Annotated in this window: 14 protein-coding genes; 10 read left to right on the top strand and 4 right to left on the bottom strand. The window is 63.7% G+C overall.

Annotation, left to right across the window (positions count from 1 at the left end; translation table 11 throughout):
• Positions 1 to 17 precede the first annotated feature (17 nt).
• The 4 genes from NP503_RS25700 to NP503_RS25685 are packed head-to-tail and all read left to right on the top strand — an operon-like array spanning position 18 to position 4,908.
• Positions 18 to 1,301: a CpaE family protein gene (locus NP503_RS25700; RefSeq protein ID WP_127270395.1), complete on the top strand. Its 1,284-nt coding sequence runs from the start codon at positions 18 to 20 to the stop codon at positions 1,299 to 1,301.
• A 29-nt stretch (positions 1,302 to 1,330) separates the two neighbouring features.
• Positions 1,331 to 2,833, top strand: a complete 1,503-nt coding sequence (locus tag NP503_RS25695) for a CpaF family protein (protein ID WP_127270234.1) — start codon at positions 1,331 to 1,333, stop codon at positions 2,831 to 2,833.
• A 29-nt stretch (positions 2,834 to 2,862) separates the two neighbouring features.
• Positions 2,863 to 3,876 carry a type II secretion system F family protein gene (locus NP503_RS25690; protein ID WP_127270235.1) on the top strand — a complete coding sequence of 338 codons (1,014 nt, stop codon included), beginning with the start codon at positions 2,863 to 2,865 and terminating at the stop codon, positions 3,874 to 3,876.
• A 9-nt stretch (positions 3,877 to 3,885) separates the two neighbouring features.
• Positions 3,886 to 4,908, top strand: a complete 1,023-nt coding sequence (locus NP503_RS25685) for a type II secretion system F family protein (RefSeq protein WP_127270238.1) — start codon at positions 3,886 to 3,888, stop codon at positions 4,906 to 4,908.
• An 84-nt stretch (positions 4,909 to 4,992) separates the two neighbouring features.
• Here NP503_RS25685 and NP503_RS25680 read toward each other — a convergent pair whose 3' ends face one another.
• Entirely contained in the window at positions 4,993 to 5,814 is an 822-nt protein-coding gene (locus NP503_RS25680) for a tetratricopeptide repeat protein (protein WP_127269472.1), read from the bottom strand.
• A 116-nt stretch (positions 5,815 to 5,930) separates the two neighbouring features.
• On the opposite strand from NP503_RS25680, the gene NP503_RS25675 reads away from it, so the two are divergent.
• The 5 genes from NP503_RS25675 (at position 5,931) to pdeM (ending at position 12,073) form a co-directional block, all read left to right on the top strand.
• Positions 5,931 to 7,295 (top strand): M17 family metallopeptidase, encoded by a 1,365-nt coding sequence (locus NP503_RS25675; protein WP_127269471.1) that lies wholly within the window; start codon positions 5,931 to 5,933, stop codon positions 7,293 to 7,295.
• Between the two features lie 73 nt (positions 7,296 to 7,368).
• On the top strand, positions 7,369 to 7,719 hold the full coding sequence (locus tag NP503_RS25670; RefSeq protein WP_013533675.1) for a MarR family winged helix-turn-helix transcriptional regulator: 351 nt from the start codon (positions 7,369 to 7,371) through the stop codon (positions 7,717 to 7,719).
• 29 nt (positions 7,720 to 7,748) lie between these two features.
• On the top strand, positions 7,749 to 8,609 hold the full coding sequence (locus NP503_RS25665; RefSeq protein ID WP_164748718.1) for a C40 family peptidase: 861 nt from the start codon (positions 7,749 to 7,751) through the stop codon (positions 8,607 to 8,609).
• 201 nt (positions 8,610 to 8,810) lie between these two features.
• Positions 8,811 to 11,360 (top strand): ligase-associated DNA damage response DEXH box helicase, encoded by a 2,550-nt coding sequence (locus tag NP503_RS25660; protein ID WP_127270393.1) that lies wholly within the window; start codon positions 8,811 to 8,813, stop codon positions 11,358 to 11,360.
• On the top strand, positions 11,357 to 12,073 hold the full coding sequence (pdeM, locus tag NP503_RS25655; protein WP_127267785.1) for a ligase-associated DNA damage response endonuclease PdeM: 717 nt from the start codon (positions 11,357 to 11,359) through the stop codon (positions 12,071 to 12,073). The genes NP503_RS25660 and pdeM overlap by 4 nt, the downstream gene beginning before the upstream one ends.
• Positions 12,074 to 12,079: 6 nt before the next feature.
• On the opposite strand, the gene NP503_RS25650 is transcribed toward pdeM, so the two are convergent.
• From NP503_RS25650 to NP503_RS25640, 3 genes are read right to left on the bottom strand one after another with little or no spacing between them, the layout of a single operon-like run.
• A complete protein-coding gene (locus NP503_RS25650; protein ID WP_127267784.1) occupies positions 12,080 to 13,015 on the bottom strand; it encodes a dimethyl sulfoxide reductase anchor subunit family protein in 936 nt (311 codons plus the stop codon).
• A 3-nt stretch (positions 13,016 to 13,018) separates the two neighbouring features.
• The gene (locus NP503_RS25645) at positions 13,019 to 13,753 is read right to left on the bottom strand and encodes a 4Fe-4S dicluster domain-containing protein (RefSeq protein WP_127267783.1); all 735 of its coding nucleotides are present in this window, start codon (positions 13,751 to 13,753) and stop codon (positions 13,019 to 13,021) included.
• Positions 13,750 to 16,680, bottom strand: coding sequence for a molybdopterin oxidoreductase family protein (locus tag NP503_RS25640; protein WP_164749455.1), 2,931 nt, complete (start codon positions 16,678 to 16,680; stop codon positions 13,750 to 13,752). The genes NP503_RS25645 and NP503_RS25640 overlap by 4 nt, the downstream gene beginning before the upstream one ends.
• Positions 16,681 to 16,958: 278 nt before the next feature.
• On the opposite strand from NP503_RS25640, the gene NP503_RS25635 reads away from it, so the two are divergent.
• Positions 16,959 to 17,921 (top strand): LysR family transcriptional regulator, encoded by a 963-nt coding sequence (locus NP503_RS25635; protein ID WP_236383353.1) that lies wholly within the window; start codon positions 16,959 to 16,961, stop codon positions 17,919 to 17,921.
• Positions 17,922 to 17,989 lie beyond the last annotated feature (68 nt).

Here is a 17,989-nt window from a genome sequence, read left to right as displayed (position 1 = left end):
GTTCGGAGTACACGAACATGAACAATCTGGCCTATGACACTCCTGTAGACGGCAGCGATACCTCGCAGCAGGACATCGCCGCGATGCAGGCGTTGCGGCCGATCCCGCGCATCTCGATCCAGGCATTCTGCGAGACCGAGGGTGTTGCCAACCCGGTCGAGCGCGCCGGCGAGGACCGCCGCATGACGAAGGCGCATCTCAAGGTCCATATGGGCGGCGTCCCCACTGCCATCGAATTCTACCAATCGGCGCCGACGCCCAACCTGATCCTGCTGGAATCGCGCAGCGAGCCCAAGCAATTGCTGGAGCAACTCGCCCAGCTCTCGGAATATTGCGATCCGACGTCGAAGGTGGTGGTGATCGGCCACTACAATGATGTCGGCCTCTACCGCGAGCTCATCCGCAACGGCATTTCCGAATATGTGATCGCTCCGGTCTCGATGGCCGACATCGTCAGCGTGGTGTCGTCGATTTTCATCGATCCGGAAGCCGAGCCGCTCGGCCGCTCGATCGCCTTCGTCGGCGCCAAGGGCGGTGTCGGCTCCTCGACGATCGCCCACAATGTGGCTTGGGCGATGTCCTCCCTGTTCAAATCCGAAGTGGTCGTCGCCGATCTCGATCTGGCTTTCGGCACCGCCAACATCAATTTCGACCAGGATCCGGCGCAAGGCATCGCCGAGGCGGTGTTTTCACCCGAACGCATCGATGAAGTCTATCTCGACCGGCTGCTGACCCAGTGCGCCGAGCATCTGTCGCTGCTGGCAGCGCCTTCGACGCTCGAACGGGTCTATGATTTCGATCCCGAGGCCTTCGCGCAGCTTATCGACACCGCCCAGCGCAGCGTGCCGCTTCTGGTGCTCGACGTCCCGCATGCCTGGACGGGCTGGACCAAGAACACCCTGGTCAAGGCCGACGAGATCGTCATCACCGCGACACCGGAACTCGCCAATCTGCGCAACACCAAGAATCTCGTCGATATGCTCAAGCGGCTTCGTCCCAATGATCCGCCGCCCAAGCTGATCATCAACCAGGCCGGCGTGCCGAAGCGCCCGGAGATTTCGCCGTCCGATTTCGCCGAGCCGCTCGGCCTGTCGCCGATGTCGGTCATTGCGTTTGATCCGTTGCTGTTCGGCAATGCCGCCAACAACGGACGCATGCTTGGCGAAATGGATGCCAAGAACCCGGTCGTCGCGATGATCAACGAAATGGCGCATGTGCTGACCGGGCGCAGCGAAATCAAGATCAAGAAGAAGGCCGGGCTCGGCAGCCTGCTCGGCAAGCTCTCGCGCAACAAGAAGTGACGCTTCAGCAGTGGAATCGGTAGTCGATCATGTTTGGTAAAAGAGGCAGCGACGACGGCAACCGGTTCACGCCGGAATTTCGCCAGCCAGCACCGGCGCCTGTTGCGCCGCCGGCTGCAAGTTCCATGGACACAGCGGTTCTGACCCGGCCCACGGCGGCGCCAAGCGCGCCTGTCGCGCCGCCGGCGCGCCGTGCGGTCGAGGCACCGCCATTGGCGCCTGAGCCGAAGCGGGCACAGCGCGAAAAGAGCGAAACTTATTACGATACCAAGAGCCAGGTCTTCTCCGCGCTCATCGACACCATCGATCTGTCGCAGCTTTCCAAGCTTGACCCTGAAAGCGCGCGCGAGGAAATCCGCGACATCGTCAACGACATCATCGCGATCAAGAACTTCGCAATGACGATCGCCGAGCAGGAAGAGCTGCTCGAGGACATCTGCAACGACGTGCTCGGCTATGGGCCGCTCGAGCCGCTGCTCGCCCGCGACGACATCGCCGACATCATGGTCAACGGCTCCAGGAACGTCTACATCGAAGTCAACGGCAAGGTCGAACAGACCGGTATCCGCTTTCGTGACAATCAGCAGCTCCTCAACATCTGCCAGCGTATCGTCAGCCAGGTTGGCCGCCGCGTCGACGAATCCAGCCCGATCTGCGACGCGCGCCTTCCCGACGGCTCCCGCGTCAACGTCATCGCGCCGCCACTCTCCATCGATGGCGCCACGCTCACCATCCGCAAATTCAAGAAGGACAAGCTGACGCTCGATCAGCTGGTCAAGTTCGGCGCCATCTCGCCGCAGGGCGCCGAAGTTCTCAAGATCATCAGTCGTGTTCGCTGCAACATCGTGATCTCGGGCGGCACCGGTTCGGGCAAGACGACGCTGCTCAATTGCCTGACCAACTATATCGACCGCGAGGAGCGCGTCATCACCTGCGAAGACTCGGCCGAGCTGCAATTGCAGCAGCCGCATGTGGTGCGCCTCGAAACCCGCCCGCCCAATCTGGAGGGCGAGGGTGAGGTGACGATGCGCGACTTGGTCAAGAACTGTCTGCGCATGCGGCCAGAGCGCATCATCGTCGGCGAAGTGCGCGGACCCGAGGTGTTCGATCTTCTGCAGGCGATGAACACCGGCCATGACGGCTCGATGGGCACGATCCACTCGAACAGCCCGCGCGAATGCCTCAACCGTATCGAATCCATGATTGCCATGGGCGGCTATTCGCTGCCGCAGAAGACAGTGCGCGAAATCGTCGTCGGTTCCATCGACGTGATCATCCAGGCGGCGCGCCTGCGCGACGGATCGCGCCGCATCACCCACATCACCGAGGTGATCGGGATGGAAGGCGACGTCATCATCACGCAGGATATCGTCCTTTACAACATCAAGGGCGAGGACGCCAACGGCCGGCTGTTGGGTGAGCACGTATCGACCGGCATCGGCCGTCCGCATTTCTGGGAGCGCGCACGCTATTACGGCGAGGAGCAGCGTCTCGCCATTGCGCTCGAGGCGATGGAGAAACGCGCTGACTGACGCATGCTGGGGTGTAAGGGTTCGGGCCAATGTTTGGAATTGACGGCACAGTACTGGCGTTTGTCGTGCTCGCCGGCTTCAGCGCCGGCGCCGTCGCTTATGCATTTCTGTTCACCCGCATCAGCAACGAGAAACAGGTTGGCAAGCGGCTCGAAACGATCAGGACCGCCGAGACGGATCGCTCCGTCGTCAAAGCCTCGCGCGACCGCGTGGCGGAAGCCGTCAAGCGGCGCAAATCGGTTCAGGATTCTCTTAACGAACTCGACGCCAAGCAGAAAACCAAGGACAGCCGCGTCAAGAAACCGCCGCTGAAAGCCCAGCTTCGTCAGGCCGGCCTCAAGACCACCATCGAGCGTTTCTATATATACTCCGCCGTATGCGGCATCGTTTTGATGATTGTCGCCTTTGTGGCCGGAGCCCCGCTGATCGCCTTGCCGGGCGTGCTGTTGGCCGGGGGGCTGGGCCTGCCGCGCTGGTTCGTCACGTTTCGTCGCGCCCGCCGGGTCAAGGCATTTCTCAACGAATTTCCAAACGCGCTCGACATCATCGTGCGCGCGGTCAAATCCGGCCTGCCGCTGAACGACGCCGTGCGCCTGATCGCCAACGAATCGCCCGAACCCGTGAAGACCGAGTTTCGCCGTATCGTCGATTCACAGCAGATGGGCCTCTCTATCCCCGACGCGACCTTGCGCATGCCTGAAACCATGCCTTGCACCGAGGCAAGCTTCTTCGGCATCGTTATCCAGATACAGTCGCAGGCCGGCGGCAATCTCTCCGAGGCGCTGGGCAATCTTTCGCGCGTGCTTCGCGATCGCAAGAAGATGAAAGCCAAGGTCGCGGCGCTGTCGATGGAAGCGAAGGCGTCCGCCGCGATCATCGGTGCGCTGCCCTTCATCGTCGCCTTTCTCGTCTACCTGTCGAGCCCGGCCTACCTGATGCCGCTCTTCAACACCAGCGTCGGAAACCTGATCCTTGGTTGCTCTGCGGTCTGGATGTTGATCGGCATCCTGGTGATGCGCAAGATGATGAACTTCGAAGTCTAGGATGCTGGCATGACCGAGCAAGTCATCAAGACCCTGACGGATCCGAGCTTCCTGATCGCGATGCTGGTCGCGATAGCGGTGTTTGCGACCGTCTTCACCTTGCTGCCGGCGTTTGGCGGAAACCAGCTCAAGTCACGCATGAAATCCGTTGCGCTGGAACGCGACGAACTGCGTGCGCAACAGCGCGCCCGGCTTGCGGTCGAGGCCGACCGCCGTCGCAAGGGCTTGCGCGAGGAACAGTCGGTCGGCATGCGCAACATTGTCGACCGGCTGGATCTGAGACGCGCGCTCGCCGATGAAGGCACCTTGCAGAAACTCAAGGTGGCCGGCTTTCGTGGACAGAATCCGCTGACGCGGTTTCTTTTCTTCCGTCTCGTACTTCCTTTCGTCGGTTTCGCGCTGGCCGCAATCTACATCTTCGCGCTCGGAGGACTGCCCGACAAGCCATTGGTCATCAGGCTGTTCGTCTGCGTCCTCGTTGCTTACGGCGGCTTCTACGCGCCAGTCATCTACGTCAACAACCGCGCCACCAAGCGCAAGCAGTCGATCCAGATGGCATGGCCGGATGGGCTCGATCTGATGCTTATCTGCGTCGAATCGGGCATGTCGGTGGAAGCGGCACTGCGCAAGGTCGCCGACGAGATCGGTGCGCAATCGGTGGCGCTGGCGGAAGAGTTCATCCTCACCAACGCCGAGCTTTCCTACCTGCCGGAGCGCAAGCAGGCCTACGAGAACCTGGCAAGCCGCACCGGCCTGGATTCGGTCAAGTCGGTGTCGCAGGCGCTCGTCCAGGCCGAGCGTTACGGCACGCCGGTGGCGCATGCACTGCGCGTGCTTGCCGCCGAAAGCCGCGACATGCGCATGAATGCTGCCGAGAAGAAGGCCGCCGCCCTGCCGCCAAAGCTCACAGTGCCGATGATCCTGTTTTTCCTGCCGGTGCTCTTCGCCATCATCCTGGGTCCCGCCGGCATTCAGGTCAGCCAGCGCGGTATCTTCGGCGATCATCCGGCGCCGGCAACAAACGCCCAGTAGCGGCAAGGCAAATTCCTGCATTCCCTCAAACGAAGAAGCCGCGCATGCAGCGCGGCTTCTTCGTTGGGCATCGGGATTGTGGTCTCAGTTGGTCGCGGATTTCGGCTTGTCCTGGTCCTTGAGCTGGCTCCAGGCATTCTGCTGGGCCAGCATCTGCCTGAGATAGGCGACGTTTGCCTGCGCCTGTTCGGGCGAGAGCTCCTGCGAGGCGATCTTCTCGGCCTCGTCGAACCGGCCTTGCAGGCCGACGACCAGTGCCAGGTTCTGGCGGACGCGGCTGTCCGCATTCGGCTGCTGCGCGGCCGAGCGCATATAGGTTTCGGCGGTGCGCAGGTCACCTTCCAGCACATACGACATGCCAAGATTGGAGAGCACGGAAGGCTCGTTCGGCTTAAGGTCGAGCGCCTTGCGGTAAAGCTGGCGCGCATCGTCCTTCTGGCCGGTCTGGTCGAGGATGGCCGCTTCGGCCGACACCAGCTTCCAGTCGGGATATTCCGGTGTTTGAGCGCGGCGCACGGCGTCGAGCGCCGCCTCGAACTGGCCATTGGCGGCCAGCGCCTTGCCATAGGAGGCAAGCACGTCACGATCCTTGGGCAAAGCGATGGCGAGTTTGCGCATCACAGCCAGCGACTGGTCGGCGTCGCCATCCATCTGCAACGCCGCCGCATAGTTCGTCGCCATCCGCTTGTCGTTGGGGTTCTTCGCGTAGGATTGGCCAAGTGCACCGGTGGCATTGTGCAGTTCGCCGGCCGACATGCTTTCAAGCGGTTTGCCGCTGGTGCGTGCGATAGAGCCGGTGGAGAGCTTGTCGGTTCCGCAGCCGGCGACGCCGGCCGCCAGCGCCAGCACAAGGGCCGTGGTGATGAGCCGTTTTCCCCTGGCATTGATCCTGCGGTTGGTCGGCATGGCCACCTAAGCCTCCATTCGTGCGCGGCCATTGCGTGGCCGTCTTCCCTCCCGCAGAAATATTCTGTTAACCCTAACGGACGGTTAAGAACGGCGACTCACACGGAGAACATCGCATGCCTGTCGAACTCGTCGGGAAGACATTGCCGGGCGCGCTGCCGGTCCATCTGATCGCCAGGGACGGTCTGGACGCGGCCGGCCTTGCGCCGGCCGCTGTCGCCTGGGCCAGGGCCAACGGCTTTTCCGGCGAGGCAGGCAGGACGCTGGTCGTGCCCGGCGAAAACGGGGCGCTCGGCGGCGCCTTGTTTGGTATCGGCGATGGCGAAGGCGCGCTCGCCTTTGGCGCGCTGTCGAAAGCCTTGCCGGAAGGCGACTGGCATTTCGCCTCGGCGCCGGCCGAGCCGGACCTCGCGGCGACCGCGCTGCTGCTCGGCGGCTATGTCTTCACCCGTTACGGCAAGAAGCCAGGCAAGGCGCTGCGCTTCGGCCTGCCGGCAGGCGTCGATGGCGGGCGCGTAGGCCGCATCGCCGATGGCGTCTTCCTGACACGCGATCTGGTCAACACGCCGACCAGCGATATGGGTCCAGAAGATTTGGAGCAGGCGGTGCGGACCCTGGCCGCCAGGCACAAGGCCGAAGTCTCGGTGGTCAAGGGTGACGATCTCCTCGACCGGAATTTCCCGATGATCCATGCTGTCGGCCGTGCGTCGGCCGGCGCGCCGCGCCTGATCGATATGCGATGGGGGCAGCAAGGGGCGCCGAAGGTGACCCTGGTCGGCAAGGGCGTCTGCTTCGACACGGGCGGTCTCGACATCAAGCCATCGTCCGGCATGCTGCTGATGAAAAAGGACATGGGCGGTGCTGCCAATGTCCTTGGCCTCGCCTCGATGATCATGGCTGCCGGGCTGAATGTGCGGCTGCGCGTGCTCATTCCCGCGGTTGAGAATTCGATTGCCGGCAACGCCTTCCGGCCCGGAGATGTGCTTGCGAGCCGCAAGGGCATCACTGTCGAGATCGGCAATACGGATGCCGAGGGGCGGCTGGTGCTGGCCGATGCGCTGGCGCTGGCCGACGAGGAGGAGCCGCAGCTTCTGGTCGACATGGCGACGCTGACCGGGGCTGCCCGCGTCGCGCTCGGCCCCGATCTGCCGCCGTTCTACACAAGTGACGAAGCGCTGGCATCCGATCTTGCGGCGGCTTCCGTCGCGGCCGAGGACCCTCTGTGGCGCATGCCGCTGTGGCGGCCCTACGATGCAAAACTGTCGTCGAAAATCGCCGACATCAACAATGTCACATCAGACGGTTTCGCCGGCTCGATCACGGCGGCGCTGTTCCTGAAACGCTTCGTCGAAAAGACCGAGGGCTGGGCGCATTTCGACATCTTCGCCTGGAACCCGGCCGATCGTCCGCATGGCCCCGCCGGCGGCGAGGCACAAGGCATCCGCGCCCTAGAGCGGATCATCGCGAAACGCTACGGCTGACGGTTGCAGGCGGAGCCGGCAAAATTGCCTCGACTGAAACGGAACCGAAACAATTTGCCGTCATGCTGGCGCGATGTCGATTGCTATGCGCCCGAGCCAGGCCTTGCGACTGTGGCAGCAAGTGATGCTGTCACAGGTGCGCGACGACGCGCCCGATCTGACCATGCGCCAGACGGCGATCCTGTTCACCATCTATCTCGACCCGCCACCGCACACCGTGCGCGGGCTCGCCGCGCGCCTCAATGTCACCAAGCCGGTGATCACCCGCGCGCTCGACACGATGGGCGCTTTGAAACTCGTTTCGCGTCACCGCGATGAACTCGACAAGCGCAATGTGCTGATCAGGCGCACGGTCGAGGGCGCGCTCTTTGTCGAGCGCTTCGGCGATGGTATCATCGCCAAGGCGCTCGAACTGCCGATGTGAGCGCATTACCTTTCAACAGAGTGTTCGATTTGACTGCCAGGGATGCCCGCCTTCACGCTTTTCGCTCCGATCTCGCCGATGCAAGGCTGAAGGGCGAGGTCACCGCCGAGCGCTTCGTCGCCGGCCGGCCGGCGCGGGTCACCGCGTCAGTGGCCGATATGCGCAAGGCGCCGCGGCCGGACGCCGGCGTCAACACGCAAGCGCTGTTCGGCGACGATGTCCTGGTCTTCGATGTCGCTGAGGGCTGGGCCTGGGTCCAGGCCGAACGCGACGGCTATGTCGGCTACGTCGCCGACACGATGCTGGGCAAACGGGACCATGCGCCGACGCACATCGTCTGCGTGCCGCGCACCTTCCTCTACCCCGGGCCGGATCTGCGCTTTCCGATCGCCGGACAATTGTCGATGGGATCGACGGTGACGGTGACGGAGGCCGCCGAGACGCGCGGTACGCACTATGCGGTCCTGCCTTCCGGCGAGGCGTTGATCGCAAGCCACCTGCGGCCGCTGAGTGAAGCTGCCTCCGACTATGTCGCGGTTGCCGAGGCGTTTCTCGGCACGCCCTATCTCTGGGGCGGCACTTCCGGTTTCGGCATCGACTGTTCGGGCCTTGTGCAATTGGCGATGCGCATGGCCGGCAAAGACGTGCTGCGCGATTCCGACATGCAGGCGGCGACACTTGGCGAGCCGCTCGAACCGGGACCTGATTTCTCCGGGTTGCGACGCGGCGATCTGGTGTTCTGGAAGGGCCATGTCGCCGTCATGACCGACGCCGACACGATGATCCACGCCAACGGCCACACCATGCTGGTGTCGCGCGAAGGGCTGAAGGACGCCGTCGCCCGCATCGGATATCTTTACGGCGGTCCGACCGGGTTCAGGAGGCCGTAGCCTTTCTTCCTTCGCCCCGTTCACGGGGAGAAGGTGCCCGAAGGGCGGATGAGAGGCAGTGCCAGCATTTGAAGGTTCGCGCTGCCCCTCACCTGCCTGCCGGCATCCTCTCCCCGTAAACGGGGCGAGGAAAGCTCACCTCGATCACCTTTTGTTCCGATTTTCCTTGGCGTTCGCGCGCCGTCGCGCTACCTCTGGCGGGTGACAGAGCAGCCGCGCCTTGCCGAACAGAATGCCGCCGTGGCCCTGCCCGAACCATTCCTCAGATGGTTCGGCGAGAAAGGCTGGTCGCCGCGCGCCCATCAGATTGGACTTCTGGCGAAAGCCCAGGCCGGGCAATCAGTCCTGCTGATTGCGCCGACCGGTGCCGGCAAGACGCTGGCCGGGTTCCTGCCTTCGCTCACTGAACTGGCCAACCGGCCCAAGAGAAAGCCGGGCCAGGCGCGTCGCGGTATCCACACGCTCTACATCTCGCCGCTGAAGGCGCTGGCCGTCGATATCGAGCGCAATCTCGGCAAGCCGGTGGAGGAAATCGGCCTGCCCGTCACCATCGAGACGCGCACCGGCGACACCCCCGCCCACAAGCGTCAGCGCCAGAAGCTGGTGCCGCCCGACATCCTGCTGACCACGCCCGAGCAACTGGCGCTGCTGATTGCGGCAGGCGATGCAAGACGCTTCTTCGAGGATCTGCGCTACGTCGTGCTCGACGAGTTGCACTCGCTGGTGACGTCGAAACGCGGGCATCTGCTGGCGCTCGGCCTGGCGCGGCTGCGCAGCTTTGTCCCCGGCTTGCAGACGATCGGCCTGTCAGCGACGGTGGCCGAACCGGACGAGTTGCGGCGCTGGCTGGTCAGCCAGAATCCGCCCAAGGGTTCGACCGGCCATAGCATGGCCGAACTGATCGTCGTCACCGGGGGTGCGAAACCGGAGATTTCTATCCTCGATTCCGAAGAGCGCGTGCCTTGGGCGGGACATTCGGCGCGCTACGCCACGCCGGAAATCTATCGCGAGATCAAGCGCCACAAGACGACCCTGCTGTTCGTCAACACGCGCAGCCAGGCGGAGTTGCTGTTCCAGGAATTGTGGCGGGTCAACGAGGACACTTTGCCGATCGCGCTGCATCACGGTTCGCTCGACGTCGCCCAGCGCCGGCGCGTCGAAAAGGCGATGGGGGAAAACGCACTGCGCGCCATCGTCGCCACCTCGACGCTCGACCTCGGCATCGACTGGGGCGATGTCGATCTGGTTGTGCATGTCGGTGCGCCGAAGGGGGCGAGCCGGCTGGCGCAGCGCATCGGCCGCGCCAACCACCGCATGGACGAGCCGTCCAAGGCGATCCTCATTCCCGCCAATCGCTTCGAGGTGCTGGAATGCCGGGCCGCCCTCGACGCCAACTATCTCGGCGCGCAGGACACGCCTCCCTTGATCGATGGCGGGCTCGATGTGCTGGCCCAGCATGTGCTCGGCTGCGCCTGCGGCGCGCCATTCCGTGCCGATGACCTGTTCGAGGAAGTGCGAACGGCTGCGCCCTATGTCAGCCTCGACCGGACGACATTCGACCGCGTCATCGATTTCGTCGCCACCGGCGGCTACGCGCTCAAGAATTACGAGCGCTACGCCCGCATACGCCTGAACAAGGATGGGTTCTGGCGGGTGTCCAATCCGCGCGTCGCCCAACAATACAGGTTGAATGTCGGCACCATCATCGAGGTGCCGGCGCTGAATGTGCGCTATATCAAGGCCGGCGGCAAAGGCGCGGCTTCGCGCGGCGGCCGGGTTCTCGGCAAGATCGAGGAGGCCTTCCTCGAAACGTTGACGCATGGCGACACCTTCATGTTCGCCGGCAAGGTGCTGCGCTTCGAAGGCATCCGCGAGAATGAATGCTTCGTGTCGAACGCGCCCGGCAGCGATGCCAAGGTGCCTTACTATGGCGGCGGCAAGTTCCCGCTTTCGACCTATCTCGCCGAACAGGTCCGCATCATGCTGGACGACCCGCAGCGATGGAAGAAGCTGCCCGAGCAGGTCGCCGACTGGCTGCGATTCCAGGCCGACAAATCGGTGCTGCCCAAACGCGATGACCTGCTGATCGAGACCTTTCCACGAGGCAACCGCCATTACCTGGTGGCTTATCCGTTCGAGGGCAGGCTGGCGCACCAGACGCTCGGCATGCTGCTCACCCGCCGTCTCGACAGGGCGGGAGCCAGGCCGCTCGGCTTTGTCGCCACCGACTATGCGCTGGCGATATGGTCATTGGGCGACATGGGCGCGATGTTCAAAGCAAGGAAGCCTTCGCTTGGCGCCCTTTTCGACCAGGATATGCTGGGCGATGACCTCGAAGCCTGGCTGGCCGACAGCTGGCTTCTCAAACGCACCTTCCGCAATTGCGCGCTGATTTCGGGGTTGATCGAGAAACGCCATCCGGGCCAGGAAAAGAGTGGTCGCCAGGTCACGGTCTCGACCGACCTGATCTATGACGTGCTGCGCAGCCATGAACCGGACCACATCCTGCTTCAGGCGACACGTGCCGATGCGGCCACCGGCCTGCTCGATGTCAGTAGACTTGCCGACATGCTCTCGCGCATCCAGGGTCGAATCGTGCATAAGGCACTCGAACAGATATCGCCGCTCGCCGTGCCGATCATGCTCGAGATCGGCAAGATGCCGGTCCATGGCGAAGCCGATGAAACGCTTTTGATGGATGCGGCGACTTTGGTCGAGGAGGCCATGGGGCCGGAAATGGCTGAGGAATGAATTTTTCGCTGGCGCGCACATCGCTGATTGCCGAGGCCGACCTTGTCGGCATATCAGGCGAGCGCGCCGTCTGCGACCCACGCGGCGTGCTTTATTTTCCGGATCTGCGGCTTCTGGCCGTGTCCGATCTGCATCTGGAAAAGGGTTCGTCGCTGGCACGCCGCGGCACGCTGATCCCGCCCTACGACACCGGCGCGACCTTGTTGCGGCTTCAGGCCGTGATATCAGATTACCAGCCGTCGATCGTCATCAGCCTGGGCGACAGCTTTCACGATGGCGGCGGCGCCCAGCGTATGCATGCAAGCTTCCGCGAGCGGCTGGAAGCGCTGATGGCAGGCCGAGACTGGTTCTGGGTCGCCGGCAACCATGACCCGGAAGCGCCAGCCGATCTGCCCGGCGAAACGGTGCGTGAACTTGCTATAGGCTCGCTGCTGTTCCGGCATGAGCCGTCGAAGCAGCGTGTCGAAGGCGAAATAGCGGGCCATCTGCATCCCTGCGCCCGCATAGTCCAGCAGGGACGCTCGGTGAGGCGGCGCTGCTTTGCCGGCGACGGCGGCCGCATGATCATGCCGGCCTTCGGCGCCTATACCGGTTCGCTCAACGTCCTCGACCACGCCTATGCCGGGCTGTTCCGGCTGGACACGCTGATGGCTTATATGCTGGGCGCCCAACGCATCTTTGCCATTTCCGGCTCGATGCTGCGGCCGGGCTAAACAGCCTTACCTGCCATAGTAGAGCGTAACCGTGTGCTTCGCCTCGGCGAAGAACAGCCAGCGCTCGACCAGCATGCCAGCGAACTGGATTGCAGCAGCAAGTATCGACAGCAACGCTGCCAGCGGCCCTGGCAGGGCGAACACAATGGCGAGCAGCCCCAAGGGCAACGCGAAGGCCAGAACCTGCGTGATCTGGCGCAGCCGCGCGCCATGCTTGCGTGCGATGCGGAACCCCATCTCCTTGAGCAGGTAATTCTCCTCGGTATGCGGCCATTCCAGCGACCGCACTGTACCGCCGGCCAACCCGGTTGCGGTGTTGGCGGTGGTCGCGATCTCCAATCGGTCGTTGTAGCGCCAGGTCGCCACTTTCCAGCCCCAGCCGAACAAGGTCAGCAGCAGGCAAGCCGCCAGCTGTACCTTCGAACCAAGCGCAAAGCCCTGCAGCAGCGCGTTCAGCAGCACGCTGCCGGTCATCGCCGAAAAGATGAGGTAGCCGGGCAGGGTGAAGCGGCTGTGCCACTGGGCGATCGGCTTCAGCGACGCATAGATCATGCCGGTGGTGCAGACGGTGACGACCGCGCCGATGGCAGCCAGAAATCCGGCGATGCCGACCCAGCCATCGATGCGGCCGAGAAACACCCAGCCGATGCCGAACAGCCCCGCCGGAATGAAGGTGATGACCGAGGCGACGCCTTCGCGCGACAGCCATGAACTGCGCCATTGCGAGAACGCCCGCCAGGCGCGTTCGGGACGGCCGAGGTGACCCGTTGAAGACAACAACCCGGCCACGATGAGACCGAGTGCCAGGCCCATGCCGACAAGGCCCAGCCAGAAATCAGGCGGGATGATCTGGAAGCCTCCGAACATGCCCAGCAGCGCCAGCAGGCCGTAGCCGGCGCCGGTGGCGGTGGTGAAGAAGACGACGGAGAAGGCTGGATGCATGGGTCAGTTCGAAAGCATGCGGTCGACCCAGCCGAGGAAACCGCCTTCGGCCCGCACCGGTTCCAATGCCGGCGCGGCCACCGATGCGGCGCGCGCGGTGTGGGCGCGCGGCGGCAAATATTTGTTGGTCGGGCGATAGCCGAGCTCGGGCATCAGGTCGACACCGCCGCGCTCCGCCACCAGTTGCGACACAGCCGACAGGGGATCGCCGAGGTCGCCGAAATGGCGGGCGCTGGTCGGGCAAGCGGCGACGCAGGCCGGTACGCGGTCCTCTTCGGCCAGATTGTCATTGTAGATGCGGTCGACGCACAGCGTGCACTTCTTCATCACCCCGACATCGGTGTCGAATTCGCGTGCGCCATAGGGACAGGCCCAGCTGCACAATTTGCAGCCGATGCACTTGTCCTCGTCGATCAGCACGATGCCGTCCGAGGCCCGCTTGTAGGACGCGCCGGTCGGGCAGACGGTAACGCAGGCCGGTGTCTCGCAATGCAGGCAGGAGCGCGGGAAGTTGACGGTGCGCCCGCCCATCTCGGTCGTGTGCTCGTAAGCGTGCACGCGGTTGAACCAAACGCCGTCGACATGGCCGCCATAGGGGTCGATGTCGGTCAGCGGCGCCATGTGGCCGCCGGTGTTCCATTCCTTGCAGGCGGTGACACAGGCCTGGCAGCCGACGCACGTATCGAGGTCGATGACGAGGCCGAGTTTCTTGTCGCTTTGGCTTGGCAGACAGGTCATTCAGTCGTCTCTCTTGCCCGGCGGAATTCGGCGCCGAAAGTCAGCCTGTCGGGCGAGGGTTCGAAATGCGGTGGCTGCTGGAAACGTTCGAATTGCGGCTCGGTGAAGCCGGCTTCTTCGGCCGCGCATTTGACGATGCGCACGCGTAAATCGAACCATGCCGCCTGGCCGGTCACAGGATCGGAGTTCGAATAGCGTTTGCCCTGAGCGTCAGCCGAGGTCTGGTCGCCGATGATATGGTTGAGCAGGAAGCCGCGGTTGCTCTCGGCCGCGTCGTCCTTCAGCCCCCAGCTGCCGCGCCTTTTGCCGATGGCGTTCCAGGTCCAGACCGTGCTTTCGTTGACCCCGTCGATCAGCTTGATCTGCCCCTTCACCCTGCCGTTGATGCTTTCGATCCACACCCAGTCGTCGTCGACAAGGCCGAGGCCAGCTGCCGTACGGTGATGCACGAACAGCCGGTTCTGGCTGGTGATCTGCCGCAGCCACGCATTCTGCGATCCCCAGGAATGGTACATGTGCATCGGCCGCTGCGTCAGCGCATGCAGGGGAAATTTTTCGAGGTCGACGACCGCTTCCTCGAAGGGCATGTACCAGAACGGAAGCGGGTCCATGTAGGTCTCGATGCGTTGGCGATCGGCCTCTGGCGGCAAGACGTGACCGTGCCCACGTGCGGCCAGGCGAAAACGCTGCAGCGGCTCGGAATAGAGCTGGAAGACGATCGGTTCCGCCTTGGGGATGAAGCCCATCTGCTCCGCGAAATCGAGATAGGAGCGGTTGGCCATCTTGTAATAGCGCTGGTCGTCGGCGAAATCGTGGTGCCAGAAGCCGCCATTGTCGATGTAGCGCTGCATCTGGTCCGGGTTGGCCTCGCCCCTGCCAGTCGACGTCCCGTCCTTGCCGCGCCAGCCGGCGAGCGGGCCGATGCCTGATGTGCGCTCATGGTTGACGATGTAGTCGGCGTAGTCGGCATATCTGGCCGAGCCATCGTCGTTGACGAAACCGGGCAGGCCGAGCCGCGCGCCGAGTTCGATCAGCACCGATTGGAACGGCCGGACGTCGCGGTCAGGTTCGACGACGGGATGGCGGATGGCGTCGCCCGGTCCGTCGGCATGGCTGATCGGCCGGTCGAGCAGGCTGATGCAGTCATGCCGCTCAAGATAGGTGGTGTCGGGCAGCACGAGGTCGGCGAACGGCACGGTCTCGGAATAATAGGCATCGGAATAGATGATGAAGGGGATCTTGTAGTTGCCCGCTTCGTCGCTGTCGGTCAGCATGGCGATGGTCTCGACGGTGTTCATCGAGGAATTCCACGCCATGTTCGACATGTACATCATCAGTGTATCGATCGGGTACGGGTCGCCGTCCCAGGCATTGCGGATGACGGTGTGCATCAGGCCGTGTGCCGCCAGCGGTGCGTCCCAGGAATAGGCCTTGTCGAGGCGAAGCGGCGTGCCGGCCTCATCGACCAGCAAATCGTCCGGCCCACAGACGAAACCGAGTGGCATGCCGTCAAGCGGCGTCATCGGCTTGACGGTCTTGCCGGCCGGCTTCGGTCCTGGCGGCGCGGAGCGGGGGTAGGGCGGCTTGAAACGGAAGCCGCCAGGGACATCCACAGTGCCCAGCAACACCTGGAGGAGATGGATGGCGCGGCAGGTGTGGAAGCCGTTCGAATGGGCCGAGATGCCGCGCATGGCGTGCATCGAGACAGGCCGCCCCTTGATCGTCTCGTGCCGGCGCCCGGCCCAATCGGTCCACGCGATCGGCAACTCGATCGTCTGTTCGAAGGCGACATGCGCAAGTTCGGCGGCGATCCTGCGGATCGTATCGGCGGCAATGCCGCAGCGCTCGGCGACCGCGTCCGGCGCATAGCTTGCATCGAGGTAGCGGTCGGCGATGAGCTGGAACACCGGGACGCAGCGGCGCCCGCCGATCGTGAAGCTGCCCGTCAGTGCCGGCTTCGCACTGGCATCGGTGGCGCCGACAGGCGTCTTCGCAACCCTGTCCCACGCCAGCGGATTTCCGTCGGCGTCGCGCACGAACAGCCCGTCATCGGCGGCACCCGGCTCCTGCACGACGAGAACATGGGCATTGGTGTAGCGCAGCAGATAATCGAGATCGACGCGGCCCGCCTTGAGCAATTCGTGGATGAGCGCGAACACGAACAGCCCATCGGTGCCGGGCCGAATGCCGATCCAGTCGTCTGCAATGGCATTGTAGCCGGTGCGGCACGGGTTGATCGAGACGACCTTGGCGCCGCGCGCCTTGAGTTTGCCGAGGCCGATCTTGATCGGGTTGGAATCGTGATCCTCGGCGACCCCGAACAGCATGAAATACCGGGTGTTGTCCCAGTCGGGCTCACCGAACTCCCAGAACGAACCGCCGATCGTATAGAGACCACCGGCCGCCATGTTGACCGAACAGAAGCCGCCATGGGCGGCAAAGTTCGGCGTGCCGAACTGGCTCGCCCACCAGCCGGTCAAGGATTGGGATTGATCGCGGCCGGTGAAGAAGGCCAGCTTCCTGGGGTCGGTCCGGCGGATGGCCGAGAGCCGTTCCGTCGCGATCGAAAACGCCTCTTCCCACTCGATCTCGCGGAACTCGCCGGAGCCGCGCGGCCCGCTGCGCAGCAAGGGCTTCTTCAGCCTTGCCGGACCGTAGTGCTGCATGATGCCGGAGCTGCCCTTGCCGCAGATCACGCCGCGATTGACCGGATGGTCCTTGTTGCCGTTGATGTAGCGGACCTTGCCATCCTTGATGTGCACGTCGATGCCGCAGCGGCAGGCGCACATGTAGCAGGTCGTCTTGGCGATGCTGTCGGAAACATCAGGCGAGGTGTCGACGCCGTCGCCTTCGTCAGGCGCCCGCGTGTCGGCAAGCGGGCGTTGCGATGGTGCCGAATTCGCGCCGCGCGGCGGTCCCTGCATCATGATCCGGTGGCGCCTGTACGGCCCATGGATTTGGCCCGCGTCTTCGGTCCGGGGCCGCGCATGTAATGCTCTTCCGGGTGGTAGCGATCGCCGGCCAGCCGCCGTCTTATGCCGCGGGTCCAATGCGCAAGCAGGGATCTGAACCGCCCGATCATTCTGCTCTCTGCGATCTCTCGGCGAATTTTTTCTAACTTCACGAGGAAACTTAGAATAAAGCTACCGATCCGTCTAATCAGTTGTTCTTGTAAATTCGATCGATATTGGTTCTTAATACAGGCATGACCCTGGACCAGTTGCGCATTTTCGTCGCCGTCGCCGAGCGCGGCCATATGACCAAGGCGGCGGAATTGCTGGGCATTTCGCAGTCGGCCGCATCGGCCGCCATCCGGGCGCTTGAAGAACAGCACGGCGTCCATCTGTTCAACCGCGTCGGCCGCAACATCGAGCTTGCCCAGACCGGCCACCGGTTCCTGCCCGAGGCCAAGGCCGTGCTCGAGCGGGCCGCCGCCGCGCGCAATGTGCTGGAGCATGTCTCGCAGACCGTCACCGGCAGCCTCTCGATCGCCGCCAGCCAGACTATCGCCAGCTACTGGCTGCCGCGCCGGCTGGCTTCCTTCCACGAAGCCTATCCGGCCGTCAGGCTGAGCGTCTCCATCGGCAACACCAGGCAGGTCGAGGCCAATGTCCTCGATGGCGCGGCGGATCTCGGCCTGGTGGAGGGGCGCACCGAGTCCGACATATTGCGCCGCACCAAGGTCGACGTCGACAGGCTGATCCTGGTGGTTGCCAGCGCGCATCCGGAGATCCCCGAAGTCGCGCCCGGCCGCCCTGACATCAAGGGCCTGCGCTGGATCATCCGTGAGGGCGGTTCCGGCACGCGCGAGGTGCTGGAGGATCTGGCGCGCCACGAAGGGATTTCGCTCGCCGACCTCCAGATATTCCTGGTGCTGCCGAGCAATGAAGCTATTCGCCAGGCCGTCGAGGCGGGGGCCGGCGCCACCATCATTTCCGAACTTGTCGTGGCACGCGCCGTGGCCGAAGGCAGTCTGAGGTCGGTGCCGCTCCAACTGCCGAAACGCGACTTCGCCATGATCACCCATCGCGATCGCCAGGCAAGCCTGGCCCAGATTGCGCTCAAGGCGCATCTGGGTACGTCGGATCAACGGCGAGGGTTCGCTGAGATTCAGGTCAGGCCGAGTCGAAAATGGCTGATGCCGAGAACCGGAGCGGAGCGTACTTAAAGTACGTGAGCACCGGAAGCGCAGGTATCAGCCATTTGCAGGCCGGCATCACCTGAATATCAATGGAC

Source organism: Mesorhizobium sp. SEMIA396, from assembly GCF_024518615.1.
Lineage (GTDB): Bacteria > Pseudomonadota > Alphaproteobacteria > Rhizobiales > Rhizobiaceae > Mesorhizobium.
This window is presented reverse-complemented; position numbering and strand designations above follow the sequence as displayed.